This is a genomic window from Bradyrhizobium sp. YCK136 (assembly GCF_044570075.1).
In the GTDB taxonomy this organism is placed as follows: Bacteria; Pseudomonadota; Alphaproteobacteria; order Rhizobiales; family Xanthobacteraceae; genus Bradyrhizobium; species Bradyrhizobium diazoefficiens.
This window is the reverse complement of the sequence record NZ_CP172424.1, coordinates 1,428,020-1,454,045: the sequence shown is the minus strand read 5'-3', so window position 1 is coordinate 1,454,045 and position 26,026 is coordinate 1,428,020. Positions and strand designations below refer to the sequence as shown.

Here is a 26,026-nt window from a genome sequence, read left to right as displayed (position 1 = left end):
CGGCCCCGGCATTGCGCATTGGTCCACGCGCCTCGCGCGCCGTGCAGCCCAATGCAGGGCAATTTCGTGCAGGCGTACGGGCTCTCAACCCATAATTGCAGCCATGAACCTGGCATTGCGCTTGCGCGTCATATCGACTGCAACACTCCTGTGGTTTCGCGGATTGCCGGTGCAAGAAACCGCGCGTTAGCGTTGCGCAACGCCATGCGGTCGATGAGGACGGGCGGAATGACAGTCGAGAAGCTCAATCGCCAGCGCGTCGTGCATCTGCTCGACGCCTTCGCGCGCGGCGACATCGAGGCCGCGCTGTCGTGCTGCACCGACGACGTCGACTTCCTCACCCACGCGCCGATCGACATCCTGCCGCACATGGTGCCGCGCCACGGCAAGGCCGAATTGCGCGCGCTCTGGCAGACGGTCTGGGTGCGCTATTCGGAGATCCGCTACAAGGCGCCGCATATCGTCGCCGAGGGCGACGAGGTCGCCACCTACATGCAGACCTATTTCAGGAAGCGCAGCAACGACCGCGTCGTGCAGTTCGACATGGCGGTGTTCTACACCTTCCGCAACGGACAGGTGGCGCAGATCCGCGAGATCATCGATTCCTACGATCTGGTGCAGCAGGTGCTGGAGCGCGAGATCGGACCGCTGATCGTGGGGGCGCGGGTGGACGGGGACTGAGGCAACCGCGACCTCACCTGCTTGCCGGCTTCTCGGTGTCGTCCTGGCGAGAGCCAGGACCCATACCCACCGACTTCTGCAATGGGCAGGCTGATGGTGGCAATGTGCCGTTACACTGGCAGTCGGGGTAATGGGTCCTGGCTTTCGCCAGGACGACGTTGAAGGCGCCTACGCTGCGGTTCGATCGCAATCGAACGGGAACCCGCGCCCGCCCGCACCCGGAAGATTACGGGGTTCTGTTGTAAATCTCACAAAACGCGATCAATTGTGCATTGCGAAAACGTGAATTGCGTTTTGGCCGAAATTCCGTATTTTATTCGCATACAAACGAGTTGAGCCGCCCCGAGGCACGTTTCCTGTGCATCGGGCTGCTTTCCGTTTTTTTGCAAGCCAGCTTCAGGACTGCCCAAAATGACAGAGCACAGCCTCTGGCGTTTCTCGCGCGCATTGCACCGCGCGATCAACGACCGGCATTTCGAGGATATCGAGGCCCTGATCGACGAGGACGTCGAGTGGGCGCTCTATGGCCCGATCGACATGTTTCCGTTCCTCGGCGCACGCCAGGGCAAGGACGCCGTGCTCGACGTCATCCGCCAGCTCGCCGACAATTTCCAGGTCCGCCGCTTCGATCGCGAGAGCATCATGCTCGGCGTCGATTCCGCCGCCTCGATGCTGCGCTATTCGCTGACGGCGCTGGATTCCAACAAGCCGATTTCCTTGCGGGTCGCGCAGTTCGCCCAGTTCAGGGCGGGCAAGCTCGTCAGCTTGCGCGTGCTGATCGACACCTTCGACCTGGTCGAGCAGGCACTCGGCCGTGCCATTCATCTGCCGAAGATGAGCAGCGTCGGCTGAGGGGGGACGCCAACGGGCCCCGCTCTTCGGGACCGATGACGATGCGTGGTGCGACGTCCTGGCCTCCAGCCCCGCCGGATGCCGTCGTGCCGGAAGCCCGTCGTCGGGCGCGCGCCTCTCGCGCGGCCCGTTGGTTCGCCATTCCAGTTGTTTGAGCATGTTTTTTTGGAAAACCGCTGCACACTTTGCCGGATCATGTTCTGGGCGAGGCGAGTCGCCATAATTTCGCAACGATAGATCGGCATCCTTTGCGCGGAATGGCGCATGCTCACTGCAGAAGGCCGATATATATTATCGGACAGCATGCGCCGGGGTTCGCGGGCAGGACGATGGAATTCTCGACAGGTTTTGGCTGGACCAGGCTGCCGGTGCTGGCGGCCGCGTTCATTTTGGGCTCGGTGCTGACGGTCTCGGCGCAGATCATCCAGCCCTTCTCCGCGGCCACGCCCGACGAGGACGCCGAGGCGGCCGAAGCCCCCGACGCCAACGACCCCGACGTGCTCAAAGGCATCGACGTCGACAAGCTCGACTGGGGCCAGCTCGCGATCGACGCCGGCACGCTAAACGACCTCATCGCCGCCAAGAAGCGCGCGCAGGCCGCCGCCAATGACGGGATGAACTGGTCGTCGAACGCCAATGCCAACGGCTCCTCGGCGGTGACGGTGAAGCAGTCGGTATCCTCGTTCTGGGACGCCCGCATCGGCGCCGACATGACGGTGACGAGCGAGCCGCGGACGATGTCCGAGCTCTTGGCGCAGAAGGCCGCCAATGGCGGCAACCTGCCGCAATCCTCCGGCAGCGCCTGGGCGGCGGCGACCGCGCCCGGCGCGGGCCCGATCTGGGACAAGACCGCGGTGGAAGCCCGTGTCGACCCCGGCGCCGAGCAGAGCAAGCTCGGCGCGTCGCTGACCAAATTGGTGCCGCTGTCGGGCGACACGTCGCTGACGCTGCAGAACGGCTACAGCGTCAACCAGCAGGGCACGACCGCGGTCCCCGGCATCGGCGGGCACATCACGCGCAATTACGAGACCGACCAGTCCGCCAAGGTCACCCTCACCGACACCGGCACCAGCATCACCGCCGGCCAGACGCTCTCGACCACCGACGACAAATGGCTGCGCAAGTTCGGCGCCGAGCAAAAGCTGTTCGACAACGTCACCGTCTCCGGCTCGGTCGGCGAGACCTCGCAGGGCGCGATCAACAAGAGCCTGACGGCGGGGTTCAAGAAGAGCTGGTGAGTGTGTTTTCGCCTCTCCCCGCTTGCGGGGAGAGGGAGTCAGACACCGGCCGTGCCGCGAAGGCGCTCCGCCACAGCCGCCGTTCAGACATTCCTAACCATACGCCACGGCAAAACCCCCGAATGGTCCGCCCTTGCCGCATCTCGGCCCAGTTACGGTCAAAATCCGACGCCCTGATGCGGATCGCCTTACAGACGTCGTCGTGCGGGGGACACTCGCGCTGCGCTCAACGCGAACAGGGGAACAACGATGAACGCCATTCGTCCGGAAAAGATCGAAGCCGCCGAGACCGAGACCGTCGACAGCAATCTGGCCGCGGTGACCGAGGTCGAAGCCGGCATCCGCGACTTCGTCCGCAACGACATCGCCTATCTGCGCCGGCCGGCGGCGACGAGCGCCGACGCACCGCCGCTCGATCCGAGCGCGGAGGCCACCGTCACCAACGTCAACTCGCTGATCCAGCGCGTCGCCGGCACCTCGCTCGCCGAGATCGAGAATCTGATCTCCGAGCTCGAGAGCCTGCGCGACCTGCTCCATGCCGAAGGCCAGCGCGTCCAGCGCGAGATCTCCGGCTACGCCCAGCTCAGCCAGGCCGCGATGAAGTCGACCCGCATGATCGCCGACAACGTCGCGCAGTGGAAGCGCGCCGCCGACGGCCTGCGCAACAGCTGATCGGTCAGCACCCGGCATCACCGGCCGCCGCGTTCCGAAAGGGGCGCGGCGGTTTTGATTCCGGGGCGGTGTGAATGCGCGTGTCCGCACGCTGTCTCCCCAATGCAGGCGTCATCGCCCGCCTTGTGCGCACTTGCGCACTGGAGCGGGCGATCCAGTATTCCAGAGACGGCGGTGATTGAGCGGAGACGCCGCGGCGTACTGGATGCCCCGGACAAGCCGGGGCATGACAGCGGAGGGCTTGGCAGGCGGCCACGCAAGTACGTCGGCCAGAGCCCCCCTTTGAACCCTCCACCCCTCCCCGGCGACCAATGCCAGGCGCCCGTCGGTTTACGCGGGCTCAGGGGGACATTTCATGGAAAGCATTCGGCCCGACACCACGGAGCCCATACCGCTGCGACCCGCGCCGAACCAGTTCGGCACGATCATGCTGCGCTTCGTTGGATTATTGGCGGTTGCGATCGCGGTGCTGGCGTTCGTCTATAGCCGCTGAGTGGAAGCCGGACACCGGCCCCGAAACGTTAACGAGCTCTTACCGGGCGGCTTCCACGGTCGAGGCTTCCAGGGTGTAGGCGCCATCGGCATAGCCCTTCACCACCATGCCGGCGACCAGCATCACGGCCAACGTCGCGGTCGCAAAGATAAATCCAACAAACTTGAGTGCGCCGCGGTCAGCCATGGTCCTCGTCCCCTGTCCTCTGCCTATTCGTTCAAATAGACAGCGACAGGTTCATAATTGGTTAGCAACTCGATGGTTCCCCCAACTGCTTCGCGGGCAACCATGTTGCGCAGGCTTATGGCAGCCGCCCGGAATCGCGTCCATAGCGCGCGGGCAACACTCGCGCTCTTTTCAGCCCTTCATCTTGGAACTGATCTAACCGCCCTTCCGCATCGGCACGAAGGCTGAGGCGGTGATGGCGTAGACCTCCTCGCCGCGCTGGTTGGTGCCGGTGGTGCGGGCCGTCAGGATGCCCCAACCGGGGCGCGAGGCGGAGCTGCGCTTGTCGATGACGACATTGGCGTAAGAGACGGTGTCGCCGGCGAGCACCGGCCTGATCCAGCGCAGGTCGCGAAAGCCCGGTGACGGGCCCCACACCGCGACCTCCTCGCCGCGCGCTGCGGCCTCTCGCGCCAGACGCTGGCCGTCCGCGACAAGCAGGCTCATGCAGGCCGAGCCGACATGCCAGCCCGAGGCCGCGAGCCCGCCGAACAGCGAGTTCTTGCCTTCCTCCTCGTCGAGGTGAAAGCGCTGCGGATCGAATTTTTGGGCGAATGTCTTGATCGACTCCGCGGTGAACGTATAGGCGCCGATCTCACGGCGATGGCCGATCTCGATCTCCTCGAAAAACGGCATCAGACCGCCCCCTCGCGCCGCTCGATCAGGATCGGCGAGGTCATCTCGCACAGCACTTGTCCCTTGGCGTTGCGCACGGTGCATTTGAACTTGACGATGCCGAGGTCGGGGCGGCTCTTCGAGGCGCGCGCCTCCATGACATCGACGTCCAGCATGAGGTCGTCGCCGGGCCTGAGCGGCGACAGCCAGCGCACCTCGTCAACGCCGGGGGAGCCGAGCGAGGCGGCGCGGGTGATGAAGCCGTCGGCCATCATCCGCATCATCAGCGAGCACAGGTGCCAGCCCGAGCCGGACAGGCCGCGCAGCATGCTCTTGCTGGCGGCGTCCTCGTCCAGGTGCATCGGTTGCGGATCGAACTCGCCGGCGAAGGCCAAGATCTCGTCGCGGGTGACATGGCGCGGGCCGAACGTTCCGAACCGGCCGGGCGGGAAGTCTTCAAAGGTCAGGGTCATCTTGGGATTGCTGGCGGAAATGACAGATTGTGGCCGCACTTTGCGGCAATCTCAACCCGCCGGCCCGCATGGCTCGTGCTACATTCGACGCGGCGATTCTGGCCGTGAGTCGGGTCAACCGAGGGCCGAAGCCCGATTTGACAAGGCCCGATTTGTCCGGGGGAGAGCGATGTTTTCATTCAGCGACCTGTTTCAGTGGGACCGCTTTATCACGCCGACGATCATCAAGACCTTCTACTGGCTGGTGACCGCGCTGATCTGCCTGTTCGGCCTCTCCGGCATCTTCTCCGGCCTAGCTGCGATGGCGATCAGCCCGTTCGGCGGCTTCCTGGTGCTGCTGTCGTCGATCGCGAGCGTCGTCGTCGGCATCGTGTTCTCGCGCATCGTCGCGGAACTGATCCTGATCGTCTTCCGCATCAACGAGCATCTCGGCGCGATCCGGGATCAGGGCGGCGGGATGCGGTAGCCCGTCATTCCGGGGCGCGCGCAGCGCGAACCCGGAATCCATCGGGCCTCAGAACAAGTGGATGAATGGATTCCGGGCTCGCGCCAAGAGGCGCGCCCCGGAATGACAACTCCGGCTTACGTATTGAACCGGAAATGCATCACGTCGCCGTCGGCGACGACGTATTCCTTGCCTTCGAGGCGGAGCTTGCCGGCATCGCGGGCGCCGGCTTCGCCGCCGAGCGCGACGTAGTCGTCAAACGCGATCGTCTCGGCGCGGATGAAGCCTTTCTCGAAATCGGTGTGGATCACGCCGGCCGCTCCCGGCGCCTTGGTGCCGCGATGGATGGTCCAGGCACGCGCTTCCTTCGGGCCCACCGTGAAATAGGTGATGAGGTCGAGCAGCGTGTAGCCGGCGCGGATCAGGCGGTCGAGGCCGGCCTCTTCGAGACCCAGCGTCTCCAGGAAGTCGGCGCGTTCTTCGCGCGAAATGGTGGCGATCTCGGATTCGATCTTGGCCGAGATGACGACGGCGACGGCGCCTTCCTTGGCGGCCTGCTCCTGCACCGCCTTGGAGAACGAATTTCCGGTCGCGGCCGAACCTTCCTCGACGTTGCAGACATAGAGCACGGGCTTGGACGACAGCAGGCCGAGCATCCCGAAGGCGCGCTCCTCCTCCGCCTTGCGCTCGACGAGGCGCGCGGGCTTGCCCTCGCGCAGCAGCACCAGGGTGCGGTTGACGAGGTCGAGCTGCTCCTTGGCGTCCTTGTCGTTGCCCTTGGCCTTCTTGGTGAGGTTGTCGACGCGCTTCTCGAGGCTGTCGAGGTCGGCGAGCATCAGCTCGGTCTCGATGGTCTCGATGTCGGCGAGCGGGGCGATCTTGCCCTCGACATGGGTGATGTCGGAGTCTTCAAAGCAGCGCACGACATGCGCGATGGCGTCGACCTCGCGGATGTTGGCGAGGAACTGGTTGCCGAGGCCTTCGCCCTTGGAGGCGCCGCGCACGAGGCCCGCGATGTCGACGAAGGTCAGCCGGGTCGGAATGATCTGGCCGGACTTGGCGATCGCCGCAAGCTTGTCGAGCCGCGGATCGGGCACGGCCACCTCGCCGACATTCGGCTCGATGGTGCAGAACGGATAGTTCGCAGCCTGCGCCGCGGCCGTCTCGGTCAGCGCATTGAACAAGGTCGACTTGCCGACATTGGGCAATCCGACGATCCCGCATTTGAATCCCACGAGCGTTATTCCTTGCCGTTGTCGTCCTTGGTCAAAAACCCCTTCGCCTGCATGGCAAGATGCACCCTGTTGGCGAAGGTCGCGTCCGTGCCCTTGGCGATCAGCGCGGCGTGCTCGGCGACCGCGTCGCAGAGTGTCGCCACCCAGTCGTTGTCGGCCTTGGCGAAGTCCGACAGCACGTGGCCGTGCACCAGTTCCTTGACGCCGGGATGACCGATGCCGAGCCTGACACGGCGGTAGTCGTTGCCGATATGCGCCGAGATCGAGCGCAGACCGTTGTGGCCGGCGATGCCGCCGCCGACCTTCACCCGCACCTTGCCCGGCGGCAGTTCGAGCTCGTCATGGAACACGGTGACGTCGCCAGGGGCGATCTTGAAGAAGCCTGCCGCCTCCTGAACGCTCCGGCCGGAATCGTTCATGTAGGTCGTCGGCTTGAGCAGGATCACGCGGTCAGTGCCGAGCGCGCCTTCCGAGGTCTCGCCCTGAAACCTGCGGCGCCATGGCGAGAAACCATGACGCCGCGCGATCTCGTCGACGGCCATGAAGCCGATATTGTGCCGGTTACGTGCGTATTTCGCGCCGGGATTGCCGAGCCCAACAAAGAGTCGCATGACGCGGCGCGCCCCTCGCTCGGCGCGCGGGTCACAGGACCGCGCGCCAGCTCTTTGAGAGAATTACTTCTTCTTGTCGCCGCCGGCGGGAGCCTTGGCAGCCGCTGCCGGAGCAGCAGCGGCCGGAGCAGCCGCACCAGCCGCAGGAGCTGCCGCAGCCGGAGCCGCGCCACCAGCAGCTGCCGCAGCAGCAGCCTTCTGCTCTTCGGCGTAGCCGGACGGCGGCACGATGGTGACGAGGGTCGCGTCCTCACGAGTCAGCGCCTTCACGCCGGGCGGCAGCTTGACGTCCGACAGATGCAGCGAGTGACCGATTTCGAGCGAGCCGACGTCGGCCTCGATGTACTGCGGGATGCTCTCGACGCCGCATTCGAGCTCGATCGCGTGGGCAACGATGTTGACGGTGCCGCCGCGCTTCACGCCCGGGGAGGCTTCCGACTTCACCACGTGCAAGGGAACGCTGATGCGGATGGTGGCGCCTTCGCCGAGCCGCATGAAGTCGACATGGATCGGGAAGTCCTTGACCGGATCGAGGTGATAGTCGCGCGGAATCACGCGGTGCTTCTTGCCCTCGAGGTCGATGTCGACCAGCGTGGTCAGGAACCGGCCGGCGAGGATGCGCTGGCGCAGTTCGCGATCTTCAATCGAGATCGTGACGGGGGGCTGGTTGTTGCCATAGATCACTCCGGGCACTCTGCCGGCGCGACGCTCAGCCCGGGCGGCCCCCTTGCCGCTCTTCGGACGTGCGGTCGCCTTCAATTCCTTGACGGTCGTCGCCATGTCGTTAAGTCCTTGTTTTTGCAAAAGTTAATGGGCCGCAGCGCGGCCCATGGCATCGTCCACAGCAAGCCTCCAGGGGTGCGGGGGCCGCGGACGTGGCGGGCTTTTACCCGGAAGATGCGGAAATGACAAGAAGAATGGGCTGGCGGGCCGCGCCGGACTAGCCGTCATTCCGGGGCGGTCGCGACAGCGACCGAATCCGGAATCTCGAGGTTCCGGGTTCGATGCTGCGCATCGCCCCGGAACGACAAATACCTATCCCCCCAGCTTCGCCTCCAGCGCCGTGATGCGCGCCTTCAGGGCCTCGTTCTCCTCACGCGCCAGGCGGGCCATGTCCTTGACCGCCTCGAACTCCTCGCGCTTGACGAGGTCCATGTCGCGCAGGAATTTTTCGGCCTGGGTCCGCATCACCGTGTCGAACTCGCGCTTGACGCCCTGAGCCGCACCGGCGGCGTCGTTCATCAGGCGGCCGATCTCGTCGAAAAACCGGTTGTTGGTCTGGGTCATGTCGGTCTCCTGGCGGCCTGCGATAAACTTTGCGCGAACTCTTGGGAAGACAATGGCAATCCGATCGGGCCGGATCAAGGGCCGATCGGCCGTATCCTTGTCATGCCCCGGTTTCCTTGCAATCGTATTCAACGTCCCGGCATAAGAAGAATCACAAGGCGCACGAGATGATCGACCAGCAGATCGCGATTCCTACCAAGGACGGCCACACCGCAACCTTCATCAGCCATCCCGAGCGTGGCGGGCCGTTTCCGGTCATCCTGTTCTACATGGATGCGCCGGCGATCCGCGAAGAGCTGCGCGACATGGCGCGCCGGCTCGCGACATCAGGGTATTACGTGATGCTGCCGAACCTCTATTACCGCTCCGGCGTGATGGAGCTGGGCGCGCTGCCGACCGACCCGAACGCACCGGAGCGCAAGCGCATGTTCGCGCTGATGAGCTCGCTCACCATTCCCATGATCATGGACGACACACGCGCGCTGCTCACTTACGCCGAGGGCCAGGCCGCCGCGAACACGAAGATTGTCGGCACCGTCGGCTACTGCATGAGCGGCCGCTACGCGGTCAACGCCGCCACGCATTTCCCCGATCGCGTCAAGGCCGCCGCCTCGATCTATGGGGTGCAGCTCGCAACCGACCAGGACGACAGCCCGCATCTCGCCCCAGCCAAGACCGGGGCCGAGCTCTACTTCGCCTGCGCCGAGACCGATGTCTACGCGCCGCCGGAGATTATCGAAAAGGTCAAAGAGGGCATGAAAGGTGCCAAGGCCGAGGTCGAGATCTATCCCGGCACGCATCACGGCTTCGCCTTCCCCAAGCGCCCGGTCTATGACCGCGACGCCGCCGAGCGGCACTGGGAGCGTCTGCTGGCGCTCTATCGCCGCAATCTCGTGTGAGCAGCAGTATGATCGGCCTATCCGCGAACTCGATGCACCTCTCCCGCTTGCGGGGGAGGTCGGCGCGAAGCGCCGGGTGGGGGTTCTCTCCACACGGAGATTATCTCGATTGCGGAGACACCCCCTCCCCAACCCTCCCCCGCAAGCGGGAGAGGGGGCGCAGCTCCGTCGGGGCCGCAGCTTGCCCATCAAACTCTAGAAACAAGGCGTGATGCCCTTTCTTCTCATCGACTTTCCCGCCTTCAAGCCGATCGCGATCGAGATCGGTCCGTTTGCGATCCGCTGGTACGCGCTGGCCTATATCTGCGGCATCGTGTTCGGCTGGCTCTATGCGCGCTCGCTCCTGAAGAACGAGCGCTTGTGGGGCGGGCCGGCGCCGATCTCGCTGGTGCAGGTCGACGACTTCATCCTGTGGGTCACGCTCGGCATCATCCTCGGCGGCCGTACCGGCTACGTGCTGTTCTACAATCTGCCCTTCTTCATCGAGCACCCCGCGGCGATCTTCCGACTGTGGGAGGGCGGCATGTCGTTCCACGGCGGGTTCCTCGGCTGCGTCGTCGCGGTGATGTGGTTCGCCTACCGCAACGGGATCCCGATCCTGTCGCTCGGCGACATCACCACCGCGGTCGCGCCGGTCGGGCTGCTGCTCGGGCGCATCGCCAATTTCATCAACGGCGAATTGTGGGGCCGTGCCACCGATGCGAGCCTGCCCTGGGCGATGGTCTTCCCCAACGATCCCACCCAGCTGCCGCGCCATCCGAGCCAGCTCTATGAGGCCGGCATGGAGGGCATCCTGCTGTTCACGGTGCTTGCGATCATGATCCGCCTCGGCGCCCTGAAGCGGCCCGGAATGATCCTCGGCGCCTTCATCCTGATCTATGGTCTGACCCGGATCGCCGGCGAGCATTTCCGCGAGCCGGACGTCCAGCTCGGCTTCCTCTGGGGCGGATTAACCATGGGCATGCTGTTGTCGATCCCGATGCTTATTGTAGGTCTCATACTTATTGTATTGGCTATCAGGCGCGGTGCGCCGAGGCCGATCGAGGCCATTCGTTAATTCCTTTCGAGAAGAAGGCCGTGACCGAACAGCCGCTACTCAACGAGATCAAGGCGCTGATCAAATCCTCAGGCCCCATGCCGGTCTGGCGGTACATGGAACTGTGCCTGATGCATCCGCGCTATGGCTATTATGTCTCGCGCGATCCGCTCGGGCGTGAGGGCGACTTCACCACCGCGCCCGAGGTCAGCCAGATGTTCGGCGAGCTGCTGGGCCTGTGGACCGCCTCGGTGTGGAAGCAGATGGGCTCGCCGCAATCTTTGCGGCTGATCGAGCTCGGCCCCGGCCGCGGCACCATGATGGCGGATGCGCTGCGTGCGCTCCGCGTGCTGCCGCCGCTCTACCAGGCCCTTCAGATCCACCTGGTCGAGGTCAATCCCGTCCTGCGCGAACGGCAGAGTGCGACGCTGTCGGGCGCACGCAACGTCGCCTGGCACGACAGCATCGACGACGTGCCCGAAGGCCCTAGCATCATCCTCGCCAACGAATATTTCGACGTGCTGCCGATCCACCAGATGGTGAAGCGCGAGAACGGCTGGCACGAGCGCGTGATCGAGATCGATCCCAACGGCAAGCTTCAGTTCGGCGCGGCCTCCGAGCCGACGCCGCGCTTCGACGTGCTGCTGCCGCCCCTGGTGCGCGCCGCGCCGGTCGGCGCCGTGTTCGAATGGCGTCCCGACGGCGAGGTCATGAAGCTCGCCACGCGCGTGCGCGATCAGGACGGCGCGGCGCTGATCATTGATTACGGCCATTTGCGCAGCGATGCCGGCGACACCTTCCAGGCGATCGCGCGCCACACCTTTACCGATCCCTTGAAGGCGCCGGGTCAGGCCGACGTCACCGCCCATGTCGATTTCCAGGCGCTGGCGCGTGCGGCCGAGGATGTCGGCGCCCGCGTGCACGGGCCGGTGACGCAGGGCGATTTCCTCAAGCGCGTCGGCATCGACACCCGCGCGGCCGCCTTGATGCAGAAGGCGACGCCCGAGGTCGCCACCGACATTTCGGTGGCGCTGAAGCGCCTGACCGACACCGGGCGCAGCGGCATGGGCTCGATGTTCAAGGTGCTCGGCATCTCCGAGCCGCGGCTAACTGGCCTTGCCGGCCTCAGCGATCTCGAACACGCCGGAGGGAACTGATGACCCTCGCTTCGTCACTGCTGTCGGCGGTGCCAGGCCTGCGCCATTCCTTCTTCACCCGTGAAGGCGGCGTCTCCGGCGGCATCTATTCGGCGCTGAACGGCGGGCTCGGCTCCAACGACGATCAGGCCCTCGTCGCCGAGAACCGCCGCCGCATGGCCGAGCATGTCGGCGTGGCGCCGGAACGTTTCCTCAGCCTGCACCAGATCCATTCGCCCGACGTGCTCATTGCCGAGACGCCGTGGCCGAGCGGGCCGCGGCCGAAGGGCGACGCGCTGGTTACCAAGACGCCCGGCATCGCGCTCGGCGTCTCCACTGCCGATTGCGGGCCGGTGCTGTTCGTCGATCCCAGTGCGCGCGTGATCGGCGGTGCCCATGCCGGCTGGAAGGGCGCGCTCACAGGCGTGCTGGAGTCCACGATTCTAGCGATGGAAAAGCTCGGCGCCACGCGCGGCGGCATCATCGCCGCGATCGGCCCGCTGATCCGGCAGGAGAGCTACGAGGTCGGCAACGAGTTCGTGGCACGCTTCATCGAGGCGGACGCGGACAACGCGATGTTCTTCATCCCGTCGGTGCGCGAGGGCCACGCGATGTTCGACCTCGCCGGCTTCATCCGGACGCGGCTGGAGGCCGCCGGCATCCTGATGATCGACGACCTCGGCCTCGACACCTATGCCGACGAGCGCTTCTTCAGCTATCGCCGCTCGGTGCATCGCAAGGAGCCGGATTACGGCCGCCACGTCCACGCGATCGCGCTCGAGGGGTGAACACACAGGCAACACGCCGTCATTCCGGGGCTCGCGAAGCGAGAACCCGGAATCATCGTGCAGCAATTTATGCGGAGAAATGGATTCCGGGTTCGCGCCAAGTGGGCGCGCCCCGGAATGACAGTGGAATGTGTCGCCCCTGCCCTAGACGTTAATGCGTTTTAACGATATCGCTGCCCTCCATAATGAGGGACGCGTCATTCATCCTGGGCCGCGCGGGTTCGCGCGTGCTGGCGGTCATGCTGCTGGCAGCGGCGACCGCGCTTGGCGGTTGCGCCGGCGGCGGCGGTGCCGCCAACTCCTATGCGATGGCGCCGAGCGCCGGCAGTGGAGCGACGGTGGCGTTCGAATCCATCGACGGGCCGCCGCCACAGGTGTTCGACCGCATGGTCGGCGTGCTCGACAGCGAATCCAAGCTGCGCAGCCTGTCCGTGGTCTCCCGCGAGGGGACGGCTGCCTATCGCGTGCGCAGCTACCTCTCCGCCCAGATCGTGCGCGGCAGGACCGTGATCGCCTGGGTCTACGTCTACGACGCCAACCAGCAGCGGGCGCTGCGCCTCTCCGGCGAGGAACCCACCTCGGCCAAGGGTGGCCGCGATGCGACGCGCGATCCTTGGAGCGCCGCCGACGACCTGGTGCTGCGGAAGATCGCCCAGGCCGGATTCAGCGGACTTTCCAACATGCAACGGCACGCCGGAGGCGCCGAGCGCTGCTCCGGGCCTGCGGGGACCTGCGGTGGCAAGCGTCACCCCGGAGACTCCGGCACCGGAGATGCCGGCCTCGGCGCTCGGCTACGCCGAGCGATAACCCCCGCTAAACCACGGCCTCAAGTTGCGGCCAAACCGTTGGCCCGACTCAGGATTTTCAAAGGGAAAACGTAGCATCCCGGGTTGCCATTGCAGCCCCCGGCCTGATATTTCCTCGCCCGTCGTAACCGTGCTTCGAGTGGGTATTCCCAGATGTTGAACGTCCTATCCAGCAAAGCGCGGGAGGAAGCGTCCATGTCGGCCAAGAACGGCTCCATCAAGCTTGTCGCCGGCAACTCCAATCCGGCTCTCGCCCAGGCCATCGCGCAAGGCCTCCACCTGCCGCTGACCAAGGCGGTGGTCCGGCGCTTCGCCGACATGGAGATCTTCGTCGAGATCCAGGAGAACGTCCGCGGCTCGGATGCCTTCATCATCCAGTCGACCTCGTTCCCGGCGAACGACCACCTGATGGAGCTCCTGATCATCACCGACGCGCTGCGCCGCTCCTCGGCGCGCCGCATCACCGCGGTGCTGCCCTATTTCGGCTACGCCCGGCAGGACCGCAAATCGGGCTCGCGCACGCCGATCTCGGCCAAGCTCGTCGCCAACCTGATCACGCAGGCCGGCGTCGACCGCGTCATGACGCTCGACCTGCATGCCGGCCAGATCCAGGGCTTCTTCGACATCCCGACCGACAATCTCTACGCGGCACCGCTGATGGTGCGCGACATCAAGGACAAGTTCGACCTGTCCAAGACAATGGTGATCTCGCCCGACGTCGGCGGCGTGGCCCGCGCGCGCGGCCTCGCCAAGCGCATCAACACCCCGCTCGCCATCGTCGACAAGCGCCGCGAGCGGCCGGGTGAATCCGAGGTCATGAACGTAATCGGCGACGTCGCCGGCTACACCTGTATCCTGGTCGACGACATCGTGGACTCCGGCGGCACGCTGGTGAACGCGGCCGACGCGCTGATCGCCAAGGGCGCCAAGGACGTCTACGCCTACATCACCCACGGCGTGCTCTCCGGCGGCGCGGCCGCCCGTATCACGAACTCCAAGCTGAAGGAGCTCGTGATCACCGACTCGATCCTGCCGACGGACGCGGTGAGCAAGGCGCCGAACATCCGCACGCTCCCGATCGCCAGCCTGATCTCGGACGCGATCGCGCGCACCGCCGCGGAAGAGTCGGTGTCGAGCCTGTTCGATTGATTTTTCTTCGCCTCTCCCCGCTTGCGGGGAGAGGCCGGAATTCGAAGCGCCGATTCCGGGTGAGGGGGACTCTCCGCAAGTCTTCACTCTCACCGTCCCTGTGGAGACTCCCCCTCACCCCACCCTCTCAGCGCGAGCGAAGCTCGTCGCGGCCCCGCATCCGCCTCGCCAAGGCTTCGGCGGGCAAGAGCGGGGCGAGGGAGCGCGCGACGCTTGCGTCCCTTACGACCTAGCCCCACGGGTTGTTGCCAACCGCGGCCCATGACATCATCCGGACGCCGAGTCATCTCTGCCCTCTGGATGCCTGATGCCACGCCGGAAATTTGCCTGGGAGAAGCTGTCGGACGACGAATTGCTCGAGCAACGTCTCAGCAGCCTGAGGGTTACGGTCGAAGGCACCTGGCTCGAGGATTGCGTCGCCACGCTCCACGAGGAGCTCGAAGAGCGGGGCATCCGGCTGCGGCCGCACACATGGATCTCGAGCGAATGGTTCAGTCCGGGCGATGTACCCGGCATCGCAATCCCCTTCTATCTCGCCCATCCCCGCCTGATGAAGCTCGAGAAGAAGATGATGTTCGACGTCGAGGGCGGAACCTGGCGCGAGTGTATGGCCATCCTCCGTCACGAGGCGGGCCATGCCATCCAGCACGGCTATCAGCTGCAGCGCCGCCGGCGCTGGCAGCAACTGTTCGGTCCGTCGTCGAAGCACTATCCGCGCTACTACCGGCCCAATCCGGCGAGCCGGCGCTATGTCCAGCATCTCCGGCTCTGGTACGCGCAGAGCCATCCGGATGAAGATTTCGCCGAAACTTTTGCGGTGTGGCTGCGGCCGCGTTCGAACTGGCGGACACGATATGCCGGCTGGCCGGCACTGAAGAAGCTCGAATATGTCGACGAGCTGATGGGCGAGATTGCGGGAAAGCGGCCGCTGATCACGACACGGGAGCGTGTCGACCCGTTGAGCAAGCTCGGCCAGACGCTCGAAGACCACTACAAGAAGAAGCAGGCGTTCTACGCCTTCACGCCGCCGAAGACCTACGACCGCGACCTCTCGAGGCTGTTTTCCGCCGATCCACGGCATCACCGCTCAAAACCGGCTTCGAGCCTGATCAGGCGGCACCGCGCCCAGATCAGGCAATTGGTCGCGCGGTGGACGGGCGAGAACCAGCTCACGCTCGATGCCGTGCTTGACGACATGATCTCCCGCTGCCGCGAGCTCGATCTGCGCGCGGTCGGCCCCGAACAGAAGCTCGTTCTCGATTTCACCGTCCTCGTGACCGCCAAGACGATGCACGCGCTGTTTGGCCCGTCTCGGCGCAAATGGATCGCGCTATGAGACGCTTGCGTATTCTGGTCCTGATGCATCCGGATTTCATGCCTCCGGATTCAAGCGACGGATACACCGCGCAGGAAATCAACGCATGGAAAACGGAATACGACGTGGTGAGCACCTTGCGCGCGGCCGGCCACGAGGTTCGCGCCCTCGGCGCGCAGGACGAAATCAAGCCGGTGCGCGAGGCGATCGAAGAGTTCAAGCCGCACGTGGTTTTCACGTTACTGGAGGAATTCCACAACAACGTCGCCTACGACCAGCACATCGCCAGCTATCTCGAGCTGATGAAAGTCCCTTATACCGGGTGCAATCCGCGCGGCCTGATCCTGGCGCGCGGCAAGGATTTGTCCAAGACGCTGGTGCATCACCGTCGGATCGCGGCGCCGGCCTTCGCCGTCTTCCCGATGCGCCGCAAGGTGAAACGCCCGACGCGCCTTGCGCTGCCGCTGATCGTCAAGAGCCTGAACATGGACGGGTCCTTCGGCATCTCGCAGGCATCGATCGTCGATACCGACGAGAAGCTCGCGGAACGGGTCGCCTTCATCCACGAGCGGGTCGAATCCGCCGCGATCGCCGAGCAGTTCATCGAGGGGCGCGAGCTTTACGTCGGCGTGCTCGGCAACAACCGGCTGCGCGTCCTGCCGATCTGGGAACTGAAATTCGGCAGCATGGGCGGGCGCAGGTCACGGCACATCGCCACGGAGAAAGCCAAGCACGACACCGACTATCAGGAGAAGGTCGGCATCGTCGACGGGCCGGCGAAGGACCTCGCGCCCGAAGTCACCGCGCGCATCCAGCGCGCCGCGAAACGCATCTACCGAGCGCTTGGCCTCGACGGCTACGCCCGTATCGATTTTCGTCTCGCCGCCGACGGCACGCCGTATTTCATCGAGGCCAATCCCAACCCCGAGATCGCCAAGAGCCAGGAGTTCGCCACGGCGGCTCAACATGCCGGGCTCAAATATCCGGATCTCCTGCAGCGCATCCTGGCTCTCGGAATAAGCCGGGCCAAGGCGGGGGTGTCGCTGGGGTGATGCAAGATGGCAGCGATCATAGAGTAACCCCTCATCCTTCGAGACGCGCTACGCGCTCCCTGGGATGAGGGGTGATGGTCGTTGCGTTGGGTTAGGCAATTCCCGCCGCGACCTGGCCGCGCAAACGCTCCAGGCCTAGCAGCGTGTTGGCGCAGGCTTCCGCGACCTCGACGCCCTTGATCGCAAAATGCCTGCGGAAGAAATCGTAGTGCACTTCGGTCTCGTGGAATTGCTGCGGCGTCAGCACCGCCGAGAACACCGGCACCTCAGTGCGCAGCTGCACGTCCATCAACGCCTTGATCACGGTGTCGGCGACGAACTCGTGGCGATAGATGCCACCGTCGACGACGAGGCCGGCCGCGACGATCGCGGTGTAGCGCCGCGTCTTGGCGAGGATCTGCACGTGCAGCGGGATCTCGAACGAGCCCGGCACCTCGAATACGTCGACATGGGTGAGGTGACGCGCCTCGGCCTCCTTCATGAAGGCGATGCGGGCCTCCTCGACCACGTCGCGGTGCCAGCAGGCCTGCACGAAGGCCACCCGCTGCGGCTTTGCAAAACGCGGATGCTCGATTGCCGGCGGGTCCACGGGAACCGGCGGCTGGGTCGTCTCGGCAGTTTCGGCTTTGGAAGTTTGGACTTGGGAAGTTTGGACTTGGGGATCTTGCAACATCTGATTCATGGCTTTCCTCAGTTAAGGACCAGAATCAGGGCACACGGAACGACAAACAGCCGCACCTTGCGATGCGTCTGCCACCGACCGTTCTCTTTCATCCGGACTTTAACCGTCGGCTTCGGAGTTGCACCGAATCTGCTGACCCTTCCCTCCGAGGGGTCCCCGAGGGCATCCCTATCAAGGAGAAGGCGCTCGCGGGCTTAGGCCTTTCGGCCCTTACCGCCGGTGGGGACTTTCACCCCGCCCTGAGAACTTATCCACCCGATATGGGTGGACTATTTCGAATTATGACGAACAGGGAGGCGGCCAGCAAGAACCTTCCTTATGGGTACTACGCATGTGCCTATGACGTCAGGGCTAAACTCTGCGAAAATCCTGCGGGGCAGAAGGTCGAACAGGGCGGGACCGATCCGGACCCGCAAGGAGGGCACCGGCACATGGAACGCAGCAGGCGCCGGCCGATCCGATTCCGGTTTGTTCTCCTCCGTTAAGAATTGTGGCGGAGATGAGCTGTGGACGAACGAGTCCTGACTTGTGGACGGACTCGGCAGCCAGTTGCGCAGATTCCGCAAATCACATCAGTTGATCCGCGACAAGCCCGCGCTGATCCCGGGATCGCGAGAGCGACGCCAAGGGGATCGCCTTAGCAATATTAAGGGAGCGCGCGCCGGACCAACCGCGTGCGTATCAAAGACAACAAGAAGGCAAGAGGTCGAGACGGCATGTCCCTGCTCGAAGGCGCTATCGATTCCAGAAATCACCCGCTCGCGGTGGTCGAGGATATCGCTGCCAGCAACAACTGGCCGTTCGAACGCTCCGGCGAAGACGAACTCACGATTGTCTCGAAGGGACAATGGACCGACTACCAGCTCTCCTTCACCTGGATGGGCGGGATCGAGGCGCTGCATCTGGCCTGCGCGTTCGACATGAAGATTCCGGTCGCACGGCGGAGCGAAGTGCAGCGGCTCGTCGCCGCCGTCAACGAGCAGTTGTGGGTCGGCCATTTCGACCTGTGGACCAACACCGGCATGGTCATGCACCGCCAGGCCCTGGTGCTGCCGGGCGGACTCACCGCCTCGACCGCGCAATGCGAAGCCATGCTCGCCGGCGCCATCCACGCCTGCGAGCGCTACTTCCCGGCGTTCCAGTTCGTGGTGTGGGCGGGCAAGACCACGACGGAAGCGATGGACGCGGCGATGTTCGACACGGTGGGAGAGGCGTAGGGCCTCTCGTGACGTAACGCCGCTCCCTCCCCACGTCATCCCGGACAAGCGCGCCCAAAGCGCGCGCAGATCCGGGATCCATACCGCGTGATTTCGTTTGTGGCACGCGGCTTGTTGCCAACAGCTGCATCCACTAGAAACATTCGTGGTTATGGGTCCCGGCCTTCGCCGGGACGACACCGAATTTGTGGTGACCACAGTGGCGAACAGCACTCTTCAAAACATCACCGGCACCATCCTTCTCGCCGGCGCCGGCAAGATGGGCGGCGCGATGCTGACCGGATGGCTGGCGGGCGGACTCGATCCGCGCCGTGTCGCGGTGGTCGACCCGCACATCGCGCCTGAGATCAGCGCGCTTGCCGCCAAGGGCGTGGCGCTCAATCCCGATGCGAAGGCGGCAGGTCAGGTCGAGACGATGGTCGTCGCGGTGAAGCCGCAGATGTTCCGCGAGGCCGGCGCGAAGCTGAAGCCCTTCGTCTCGGAGAAGACCTCCGTGGTCTCGATCATGGCGGGAACCACGATCGCCTCGCTTCAGGAGGTCTGCGGCGGCGCTGTCGTGCGCGCGATGCCGAACACGCCGGCCGCGATCGGCCGCGGCATCACGGTGGCGGTTGCGGCGAAGAATGTCAGCGACGGTCAGCGCGCGGTGGCCGATGCGCTGCTGCGCGCCACCGGCTCGGTCGAATGGGTCGAGGACGAGAGCCTGATGGATGCGGTGACCGCGGTGTCCGGCTCGGGACCGGCCTATGTGTTCCTGCTCGCCGAGGAACTTGCGCGCGCCGGTGTCGAGGCGGGATTGCCCGAGGCGCTGGCGACGAAACTCGCGCGCGAAACGGTGGCCGGCTCGGGCGAGCTGCTGCATCAATCCGAGCTTCCCTCCGGCACGCTGCGCCAGAACGTGACCTCGCCCGGCGGCACCACCGCCGCAGCGCTCGGCGTGCTGATGGGCGAGCCCGGCCTGCGCGACCTGATGATCCGCGCGATCGCAGCGGCGACGCAGCGGTCGAAGGAATTGGCGAAGTAGCAAGATGCCGTAGGGTGGGCAAAGCGAAGCGTGCCCACCACATCTGTCTCGCACGCTGAGCAATGGTGGGCACGGCGCTTCGCGCCTTTGACACCCTACGATTTCGAGCCTGCCCCGAGCCGCTTGTTGAACATCTCGACATTGACGAGCCCGCGCGCGTGGCGGCCCTCGCCGAGCTTGCGCGTGCCCTCGAACGCCTCGACCTCGAAACGGATGACGCGGCGCTCGACCGCGACCACCTTCGCGGTGGTCCGCACCGTCGCGCCGACCAGGGCGGCTGCGAGATGGCGGATGTCGACCTCGGTGCCGACCGTGACCCAGCCCGGCTGAAGCGCAGGGCGGATCGCATCGCCCGACGTCATCTCCATCTCGAGGATCATCATCGGCGTCGCATAGACAAAAGGCATGCCCGGCACGAAGTGCCCGACCGTGCGCTCCACTGGGACCACCAGCGTGCGCTCCGCGCTCATGCCTGTCGTGATGAAGTCGCGTGCGTCCATGGTGCTTGCTCGTCATTCCGGGGCGCGCGAAGCGCGAACCCGGAATCCAGAAGTTTACAGCTCGAGATTCCGGGTTCAGCCCTGACGGGCTGCCCCGGAATGACGCTAACGCGTCACTTCTTCGCAGCCGCCGCGCGCTCCACGAACGTCTTGCCGCCCTTCATCTTGTGGCGGAGCGGGGCCTCGTTGATCTGGATGACGACGGCATCGGCGTCGACGCCGAGATTCTTCACCAGTGCCTGCGTGATGTCACGCATCATGCCGGCCTTCTGTTCATCGGTGCGGCCTTCGGCCATGCTGACGGTGATCTCAGGCATCGTTTTCTCCCTGCTGCTGTCGTCATGATCGGGCTTGTCCCGATCATTCAAAGTCGTGTGCATCAAACAGGACGTGGATGCCCGGGACAAGCCCGGGCATCAGGCGATGCGCGAATAGCTAGCCCCAGCTCACGTCATGGCGCGCCAGCACCTCGCGCACCTTTGCGACGAGATCGGCTTCGCCGCACGAGAACTGCGCCGGGCGGCTCTCGCGCCATTCCTGGTTGGAAGCAATCGCAGCGGCCGCTTTCGCGCCTTCGATCAGGTCCTTGATCTGCAGCTCGCCGCGCGCCTTTTCGTCCGAGCCCTGGATGATGACGCAAGGGCTGTTGCGGCGGTCGGCATATTTGAGCTGGTTGCCCATGTTCTTGGGATTGCCGAGATAGAGCTCGGCGCGGATGCCGGCGGTGCGCAGGCTTGCCACCATCTTCTGGTAGTCGGCGACGCGGTCGCGGTCGAACACGGTGACGACGACGGGACCGAACTCGGGCCGCGTGTCGAGCTTGCCGAGCAGCGTCAGCGCAGCCTGGAGCCGCGAGACGCCGATCGAGAATCCGGTCGCCGGCACCGGCTCGCCGCGGAAGCGCGAGACGAGGCCGTCGTAGCGGCCACCGCCACCGACGGAGCCGAAGCGTACCGGGCGGCCCTTCTCGTCCTTGGTGTCGAGCAGGAGTTCGACCTCGTAGACGGGGCCGGTGTAGTATTCGAGGCCGCGCACAACGGAGGGGTCGATCTTGATGCGGTCCGCACCGTACCCCGACGCCATGACCAGCTTGGCGATCTCTTCCAGCTCGCTCACGCCGGCCTGACCAACTTCGCTCTTGGCGAGGTAAGCTTCCGCCGCGGCAATGGCTTCTTTCCAATCGTCGCGCGGTTTGGTGATGGCCAGAACAACGTCGGCCTCCGCCGCGCTCAAATTGGCGCCTTTCGTGAAGTCGCCCTTGCCCTCTTCGCCACCATCCCACCTGCCGGGACCGAGCAATTTGCGCACCTCGTCGGCGGGAAACTTGTCGAGCTTGTCGATTGCGCGCAGCACTGTCAGCCGACGTGCGGCATTCTCGTCGCCGGCAAGTCCAATGGCTTCCAGAACACCGTCGAGCACTTTTCGGTTGTTCACCTTCACCACGTACTGGCCGCGCTGAACGCCAAGCGCCTCCATCGTGTCCGCAGCCATCATGCAGATCTCGGCATCCGCCGCCGGCGTTGCCGAGCCGACCGTGTCGGCATCGAACTGCATGAACTGGCGGAAGCGGCCGGGGCCGGGCTTCTCGTTGCGGAAGACGTAGCCGACGCGGTAGCTGCGGTAGGGCAAGACCAGACCGTCCGTCCCGTAGCGCTCGCCGACATAGCGGGCGAGCGGCGCGGTCAGATCGTAACGCAAGCTGATCCACTGCTCGTCGTCGTCCTGGAACGAGAACACGCCCTCGTTCGGGCGGTCCTGGTCGGGCAGGAACTTGCCGAGCGCGTCGGTGTATTCCATCGCCGGCGTCTCCACCGGCTCGAAGCCGTAGAGCTCGTAGACGGCGCGGATCTTCTCGACCATCTCGCGCGTCGCCCGGATCGCGGCGCGATCGCGATCCTCGAGCCCGCGCGGCAGGCGCGCCTTCAGTTTCTGGGGTTTTTTGGGTTTTTCGGCCATGCGCGGCGTTTACCAGCCGACGCGCGAGGCGGCAACCGGGGCGGCAAGCCGGGGGGCCCAAGTCCGCCCGCCTCGGCGTCATTCCGGGGCGATGCGCAGCATCGAGCCCGGAATCTCGAGATTCCCCGGTGCGCAACTGCGCACCTGAGGTCTGGTCCTTCGGACCATCCCGAAATGACGACTGCTTCCCTATGGCTGCTCCATGCGCGCCCGGAGGGCTCGCATCCGCCTTCGGCAGCGACTTCAGCGTCGGCTTGATGGTTTCGCCGCCGACGATCTTGCCGTTGCGCATGAACATCCAGTCCGAGATGTCGGCTTCGCTGAATGTGACCTTGTCGCCTACCCGCTTGCCGAGCAGATCACGCGGTTCGTTGGCGAACACGCCCGAATAGGCCCCGTTCGGCAGTTTCTTCACCTCGGCGATCCAGATGTGCTCGCCGCCTTTGCGGGTGAAAAAGCGCACTTTCAGGGCGTGCCCGGTTTCCGACGGCTTGGGCGCCTCATAGGACGCCCAGAAGGTCGGGAGGGTGCCGCGGGCGCGTGCGATCGCGGTGTTCATCTCGGGGTCGGTGGTGCGCACATCGACAACGGGCGAGCGGTCTTCGGCTGCGACCTCCGGCTTGGGGCCGATGGTCAGGATGCCGAAGACGGTGATGCCGGTGATTGCGGCGAGGACGACCCATTTCAGGGGTTGGGAAAGCGTGGATGCCATGATCGCGATGTCCGAATGCCTCGATGTCTCGGGCTTTGTCGCGCGATCATGGCGGGGCGTTCATGATGTCCGCTCTTCGCCTCTCCCCGCTTGCGGGGAGAGGCCGGAATGCGCGCAGAACGCGCGGATTCCGGGTGAGGGGGACTCTCCGCGAGTCCAACTGCCAGCGTCCCCGTGGAGACTCCCCCTCACCCCGCCCCTCTCCCCGCAAGCGGGGAGAGGGAGAAAAATCAAAACACCTTGCGGATCCAGTTGTGGGGATCGTTGGTGCGGCCGTACTGGATGTCGACGAGCTGCTTGCGCAGGCCCATGGCGACCGGGCCGGCGACGCCGCCGCTGATCTCGAAATCGCCGCTCACCGAGCGCACCTTGCCGATCGGCGAGATCACCGCCGCGGTGCCGCAGGCGAACGCTTCCTTCAGCTTGCCGCTGGCCGCATCCTTGCGCCACTGGTCGAGCGAGTACGGCTCCTCGCGCACCGTCTTGCTGGCATCCTTCGCCAGCGCGATGATGGAGTCGCGGGTGATGCCGGGCAGGATCGTGCCGAGCGGTGGCGTCGACAACGAGCCGTCCTCGAACACGAAGAAGATGTTCATGCCGCCGAGCTCCTCGACGTAGCGGCGCTCGATCGCATCGAGGAAGACCACCTGATCGCAGCCGTGCTGAATGGCTTCCGCCTGCGCACGCAGACTCGCGGCGTAATTGCCACCGCACTTGACGGCGCCGGTGCCGCCGACCGCGGCGCGCGTGTAGTTCTCCGAGACCCAGATCGACACCGGCGCAGGTCCGCCCTTGAAATAGGAGCCGACCGGTGAGGCGATCACCGCGAAGATGTATTCGGACGACGGCTTGACGCCGAGGAAGGTCTCGCTCGCGATCATGAAGGGGCGCAGGTAAAGGCTGCCCTCGCCGCCCGGCATCCAGGCGCGATCGATGCGCACGACCTGCTCGACCGCCTCGATGAAGACGTCTTCGGGCAGCTGCGCCATCGCCATGCGATCGGCCGAGTCCCTGAAACGCCGCGCATTGGCGTCGGGGCGGAACAGGTTCACGCCGCCGTCGTCGCGCTTGTAGGCCTTGAGGCCCTCGAAAATTTCCTGGGCGTAGTGCAGGACGGCGCCGGCCGGATCGAGCTGGAAGTTGGCGCGCGCCTCGATGCGCGCCTCGTACCAGCCGCCCTTGGCCTGGTTGTAACGGACGATCGCCATGTGGTCCGTGAAGACCCGCCCGAAGCCGGGGTCCACCAGCTTGGCGACGCGGTCCTTTTCTGGAGTAGGATTGGATGCGGGCTGGATGTCGAATTTCATGCTCATGTCCTTGGCTCCCGCTGCCGGTAGCGGCGCTGTTCTGGCGCCCGCCTGCCCTGTTTCGGGTCCGGCTGGCTTGATTAGAGTTGTGGCCGGGGCCAGCCTTGTTACGGCCGGTTTCCGTGGCCAGCATGTCGCCGAGGACATGCTTTTGCGGAAGGCGGAAGTCCAGTATGGTTTGTCGAAATGCCGCTCGACAATCGCACGGTAGATCTGATCCGGCCGTCGCTGCCTGTCCGACTCTCTCCGGCCGCCTCAGCTTCGATGCCACCCGACGCGAAACGATCTAAAATTTCGTGCGGGCTGATCGTTTTGTAACATTGAACCCAAGATACGTCAATATGCCTGACATAAATTTCGCGACTCCCCCTCAAGACGCTGCCGAGCCCCGGCCGGCGGCAGGCGATGGAGGCAATTTGCGCTGGGATATCATCGAGCTGCTGTTCTTCGCCTATCGCGACTTCGTCGGCGATCCCGACCAGGAGCTGGAGGCGTTCGGCTTCGGCCGGGCCCATCACCGCGTCATGCACTTCGTCTACCGCTATCCCGGGCTCAAGGTCGCCGATCTCCTCGACGTCCTGCGCATTACAAAACAGTCGCTCGGCCGGGTGCTCAAGCAGCTCCTGGACGAGGGCTATATCGTGCAGAAGACCGGCGACAATGACCGCCGCCAGCGCCTGCTCTACGCAACGCCGAAGGGCGAGGCGCTGGTGCAGAAGCTCGCCGGGCTCCAGACCACGCGGATCACCAAGGCGCTCGCCGAGATGGCGCCGCAGGATGCGGAGACCGTCAAGCGCTTCCTGCGCGCGATGATCGACCGCGACGATCCGGACAAGGTGCTGGAGACGATCTTCGCCTCCGTCAATCAAGACGCAAAGGAGTGACCGTGCCACTCGCTGCCACGCTCGCCCGTCCGCCGGTGCAACCGGCCGACGACGCCCCGCATCTCCTGCTGGTCGACGACGACCGCCGCATCCGCGATCTGCTGTCGCGCTTCCTCGCCGGCGAAGGCTATCGCGTCTCGACCGCGGCGAGCGCCAGCGATGCGCGTTCGAAGCTCATGGGCCTGCATTTCGACCTCCTGATCCTCGACGTCATGATGCCTGGCGAGACCGGCTTCGACCTCGCCCGCTTCATCCGGACGTCCTCCTCGGTGCCGATCGTGATGCTGACGGCGCGCCACGAAGCGGAAGCCCGCATCGAAGGCCTTCAGATCGGCGCCGACGACTACGTGGCAAAGCCGTTCGAGCCACGCGAGCTCGCGCTGCGCATCAACAACATCCTCAAGCGCGCCGCCCCGCCGCCGCAGGCAGCGGTGGTGGAGAAGATCGCGTTCGGCCCCTACGTCTACCATCTCGATCGCGGCGAATTGCGCCAGGGCGAAGAGGTCATTCACCTCACCGACCGCGAGCGCGAGATGCTGCGGATTCTCTCTGAGACGCCGGGCGAGACCGTGCCGCGCAGCGCACTGACCGGCAATGGCAGCGTCAACGAGCGCGCCGTCGACGTGCAGATCAACCGCCTCAGGCGCAAGATCGAGACCGATCCCGCCAATCCGCTGTTCCTCCAGGCGGTGCGCGGCATCGGCTATCGCCTGGTGGCCTCGCCTTAAACCGCAGT

At 65.1% G+C, this 26,026-nt stretch carries 29 protein-coding genes, 2 pseudogenes and 1 riboswitch; of the genes and pseudogenes, 18 read left to right on the top strand and 13 right to left on the bottom strand.

Annotation, left to right across the window (positions count from 1 at the left end; genetic code table 11):
- Positions 1–228 precede the first annotated feature (228 nt).
- The 5 genes from ACFLEY_RS06910 (at position 229) to ACFLEY_RS06890 (ending at position 3,936) form a co-directional block, all read left to right on the top strand.
- Positions 229–681 (top strand): nuclear transport factor 2 family protein, encoded by a 453-nt coding sequence (locus ACFLEY_RS06910; protein WP_060910465.1) that lies wholly within the window; start codon positions 229–231, stop codon positions 679–681.
- A 411-nt stretch (positions 682–1,092) separates the two neighbouring features.
- Positions 1,093–1,533: a nuclear transport factor 2 family protein gene (locus tag ACFLEY_RS06905; RefSeq protein ID WP_011090168.1), complete on the top strand. Its 441-nt coding sequence runs from the start codon at positions 1,093–1,095 to the stop codon at positions 1,531–1,533.
- Between the two features lie 329 nt (positions 1,534–1,862).
- Positions 1,863–2,771 carry a hypothetical protein gene (locus ACFLEY_RS06900; RefSeq protein ID WP_060910464.1) on the top strand — a complete coding sequence of 303 codons (909 nt, stop codon included), beginning with the start codon at positions 1,863–1,865 and terminating at the stop codon, positions 2,769–2,771.
- Between the two features lie 249 nt (positions 2,772–3,020).
- Positions 3,021–3,443: a hypothetical protein gene (locus ACFLEY_RS06895; RefSeq protein ID WP_060910463.1), complete on the top strand. Its 423-nt coding sequence runs from the start codon at positions 3,021–3,023 to the stop codon at positions 3,441–3,443.
- 355 nt (positions 3,444–3,798) lie between these two features.
- The gene (locus ACFLEY_RS06890) at positions 3,799–3,936 is read left to right on the top strand and encodes a hypothetical protein (protein ID WP_165448177.1); all 138 of its coding nucleotides are present in this window, start codon (positions 3,799–3,801) and stop codon (positions 3,934–3,936) included.
- Between the two features lie 39 nt (positions 3,937–3,975).
- On the opposite strand, the gene ACFLEY_RS06885 is transcribed toward ACFLEY_RS06890, so the two are convergent.
- The 3 genes from ACFLEY_RS06885 to ACFLEY_RS06875 form a co-directional block, all read right to left on the bottom strand.
- Positions 3,976–4,122, bottom strand: a complete 147-nt coding sequence (locus tag ACFLEY_RS06885; protein ID WP_027545961.1) for a hypothetical protein — start codon at positions 4,120–4,122, stop codon at positions 3,976–3,978.
- Between the two features lie 195 nt (positions 4,123–4,317).
- Positions 4,318–4,797 (bottom strand): MaoC family dehydratase, encoded by a 480-nt coding sequence (locus ACFLEY_RS06880; protein WP_060910462.1) that lies wholly within the window; start codon positions 4,795–4,797, stop codon positions 4,318–4,320.
- Complete coding sequence (locus ACFLEY_RS06875) at positions 4,797–5,249, bottom strand: MaoC family dehydratase (RefSeq protein ID WP_060910461.1); 453 nt, start codon at positions 5,247–5,249, stop codon at positions 4,797–4,799. Before ACFLEY_RS06875 ends, ACFLEY_RS06880 begins: the two co-directional genes overlap by 1 nt.
- 169 nt (positions 5,250–5,418) lie before the next feature.
- Here ACFLEY_RS06875 and ACFLEY_RS06870 point away from each other — a divergent pair, with 169 nt between their 5' ends.
- Positions 5,419–5,715: a DUF4282 domain-containing protein gene (locus ACFLEY_RS06870; protein ID WP_060910460.1), complete on the top strand. Its 297-nt coding sequence runs from the start codon at positions 5,419–5,421 to the stop codon at positions 5,713–5,715.
- A gap of 116 nt (positions 5,716–5,831) precedes the next feature.
- Here ACFLEY_RS06870 and ychF read toward each other — a convergent pair whose 3' ends face one another.
- The 4 genes from ychF to ACFLEY_RS06850 all read right to left on the bottom strand — a co-directional run bounded on the left by ychF (position 5,832) and on the right by ACFLEY_RS06850 (position 8,827).
- A complete protein-coding gene (gene ychF / locus ACFLEY_RS06865; RefSeq protein WP_011090173.1) occupies positions 5,832–6,929 on the bottom strand; it encodes a redox-regulated ATPase YchF in 1,098 nt (365 codons plus the stop codon).
- A 5-nt stretch (positions 6,930–6,934) separates the two neighbouring features.
- A complete protein-coding gene (pth, locus tag ACFLEY_RS06860; RefSeq protein WP_060910459.1) occupies positions 6,935–7,540 on the bottom strand; it encodes an aminoacyl-tRNA hydrolase in 606 nt (201 codons plus the stop codon).
- A 63-nt stretch (positions 7,541–7,603) separates the two neighbouring features.
- Positions 7,604–8,320 carry a 50S ribosomal protein L25/general stress protein Ctc gene (locus tag ACFLEY_RS06855; protein WP_060910458.1) on the bottom strand — a complete coding sequence of 239 codons (717 nt, stop codon included), beginning with the start codon at positions 8,318–8,320 and terminating at the stop codon, positions 7,604–7,606.
- Positions 8,321–8,575: 255 nt separating this feature from the next.
- Positions 8,576–8,827 carry an accessory factor UbiK family protein gene (locus ACFLEY_RS06850; RefSeq protein WP_011090176.1) on the bottom strand — a complete coding sequence of 84 codons (252 nt, stop codon included), beginning with the start codon at positions 8,825–8,827 and terminating at the stop codon, positions 8,576–8,578.
- A 167-nt stretch (positions 8,828–8,994) separates the two neighbouring features.
- On the opposite strand from ACFLEY_RS06850, the gene ACFLEY_RS06845 reads away from it, so the two are divergent.
- The 8 genes and pseudogenes from ACFLEY_RS06845 to ACFLEY_RS06810 all read left to right on the top strand — a co-directional run bounded on the left by ACFLEY_RS06845 (position 8,995) and on the right by ACFLEY_RS06810 (position 17,008).
- A complete protein-coding gene (locus ACFLEY_RS06845; RefSeq protein WP_161536703.1) occupies positions 8,995–9,726 on the top strand; it encodes a dienelactone hydrolase family protein in 732 nt (243 codons plus the stop codon).
- A gap of 211 nt (positions 9,727–9,937) precedes the next feature.
- Positions 9,938–10,783, top strand: a complete 846-nt coding sequence (gene lgt, locus ACFLEY_RS06840) for a prolipoprotein diacylglyceryl transferase (protein WP_038967285.1) — start codon at positions 9,938–9,940, stop codon at positions 10,781–10,783.
- A 20-nt stretch (positions 10,784–10,803) separates the two neighbouring features.
- A complete protein-coding gene (locus tag ACFLEY_RS06835; protein ID WP_011090179.1) occupies positions 10,804–11,919 on the top strand; it encodes a class I SAM-dependent methyltransferase in 1,116 nt (371 codons plus the stop codon).
- Positions 11,919–12,686, top strand: a complete 768-nt coding sequence (gene pgeF, locus ACFLEY_RS06830) for a peptidoglycan editing factor PgeF (RefSeq protein WP_060910456.1) — start codon at positions 11,919–11,921, stop codon at positions 12,684–12,686. The genes ACFLEY_RS06835 and pgeF overlap by 1 nt, the downstream gene beginning before the upstream one ends.
- Before the next feature lie 185 nt (positions 12,687–12,871).
- Positions 12,872–13,493 (top strand): annotated as a pseudogene (locus ACFLEY_RS06825) (hypothetical protein).
- 194 nt (positions 13,494–13,687) lie between these two features.
- Positions 13,688–14,641: a ribose-phosphate pyrophosphokinase gene (locus ACFLEY_RS06820; RefSeq protein ID WP_028174674.1), complete on the top strand. Its 954-nt coding sequence runs from the start codon at positions 13,688–13,690 to the stop codon at positions 14,639–14,641.
- 307 nt (positions 14,642–14,948) lie between these two features.
- The gene (locus ACFLEY_RS06815; protein ID WP_028174673.1) at positions 14,949–15,977 is read left to right on the top strand and encodes a putative zinc-binding metallopeptidase; all 1,029 of its coding nucleotides are present in this window, start codon (positions 14,949–14,951) and stop codon (positions 15,975–15,977) included.
- Positions 15,974–17,008, top strand: coding sequence for an ATP-grasp domain-containing protein (locus tag ACFLEY_RS06810; RefSeq protein WP_028174672.1), 1,035 nt, complete (start codon positions 15,974–15,976; stop codon positions 17,006–17,008). The genes ACFLEY_RS06815 and ACFLEY_RS06810 overlap by 4 nt, the downstream gene beginning before the upstream one ends.
- A 91-nt stretch (positions 17,009–17,099) precedes the next feature.
- On the opposite strand, the gene ACFLEY_RS06805 is transcribed toward ACFLEY_RS06810, so the two are convergent.
- On the bottom strand, positions 17,100–17,690 hold the full coding sequence (locus ACFLEY_RS06805; RefSeq protein WP_060910455.1) for a 6,7-dimethyl-8-ribityllumazine synthase: 591 nt from the start codon (positions 17,688–17,690) through the stop codon (positions 17,100–17,102).
- A gap of 76 nt (positions 17,691–17,766) precedes the next feature.
- Positions 17,767–17,941, bottom strand: a riboswitch (FMN riboswitch).
- Positions 17,942–18,406: 465 nt separating this feature from the next.
- Here ACFLEY_RS06805 and ACFLEY_RS06800 point away from each other — a divergent pair.
- A complete protein-coding gene (locus ACFLEY_RS06800; RefSeq protein WP_028174670.1) occupies positions 18,407–18,907 on the top strand; it encodes a YbjN domain-containing protein in 501 nt (166 codons plus the stop codon).
- Positions 18,908–19,058: 151 nt separating this feature from the next.
- Positions 19,059–19,931 carry a pyrroline-5-carboxylate reductase gene (gene proC, locus ACFLEY_RS06795; RefSeq protein ID WP_171901325.1) on the top strand — a complete coding sequence of 291 codons (873 nt, stop codon included), beginning with the start codon at positions 19,059–19,061 and terminating at the stop codon, positions 19,929–19,931.
- A 95-nt stretch (positions 19,932–20,026) separates the two neighbouring features.
- Here proC and ACFLEY_RS06790 read toward each other — a convergent pair whose 3' ends face one another.
- The 5 genes and pseudogenes from ACFLEY_RS06790 to ACFLEY_RS06770 all read right to left on the bottom strand — a co-directional run bounded on the left by ACFLEY_RS06790 (position 20,027) and on the right by ACFLEY_RS06770 (position 24,412).
- Entirely contained in the window at positions 20,027–20,431 is a 405-nt protein-coding gene (locus ACFLEY_RS06790; RefSeq protein ID WP_011090189.1) for a thioesterase family protein, read from the bottom strand.
- Between the two features lie 113 nt (positions 20,432–20,544).
- A complete protein-coding gene (locus ACFLEY_RS06785; protein WP_008144861.1) occupies positions 20,545–20,748 on the bottom strand; it encodes a tautomerase family protein in 204 nt (67 codons plus the stop codon).
- A gap of 118 nt (positions 20,749–20,866) precedes the next feature.
- Positions 20,867–22,387, bottom strand: a complete 1,521-nt coding sequence (gene hisS / locus ACFLEY_RS06780) for a histidine--tRNA ligase (protein ID WP_060910454.1) — start codon at positions 22,385–22,387, stop codon at positions 20,867–20,869.
- A 189-nt stretch (positions 22,388–22,576) separates the two neighbouring features.
- Positions 22,577–23,099: pseudogene (locus ACFLEY_RS06775) on the bottom strand (YegJ family protein).
- 230 nt (positions 23,100–23,329) lie between these two features.
- Positions 23,330–24,412 carry a branched-chain amino acid aminotransferase gene (locus ACFLEY_RS06770; RefSeq protein WP_060910452.1) on the bottom strand — a complete coding sequence of 361 codons (1,083 nt, stop codon included), beginning with the start codon at positions 24,410–24,412 and terminating at the stop codon, positions 23,330–23,332.
- Positions 24,413–24,747: 335 nt separating this feature from the next.
- Here ACFLEY_RS06770 and ACFLEY_RS06765 point away from each other — a divergent pair, with 335 nt between their 5' ends.
- Both ACFLEY_RS06765 and ACFLEY_RS06760 read left to right on the top strand, forming a co-directional pair.
- A complete protein-coding gene (locus ACFLEY_RS06765) occupies positions 24,748–25,290 on the top strand; it encodes a MarR family winged helix-turn-helix transcriptional regulator (RefSeq protein WP_051000365.1) in 543 nt (180 codons plus the stop codon).
- Positions 25,287–26,018 carry a response regulator gene (locus tag ACFLEY_RS06760; protein WP_028174665.1) on the top strand — a complete coding sequence of 244 codons (732 nt, stop codon included), beginning with the start codon at positions 25,287–25,289 and terminating at the stop codon, positions 26,016–26,018. Before ACFLEY_RS06765 ends, ACFLEY_RS06760 begins: the two co-directional genes overlap by 4 nt.
- Positions 26,019–26,026 lie beyond the last annotated feature (8 nt).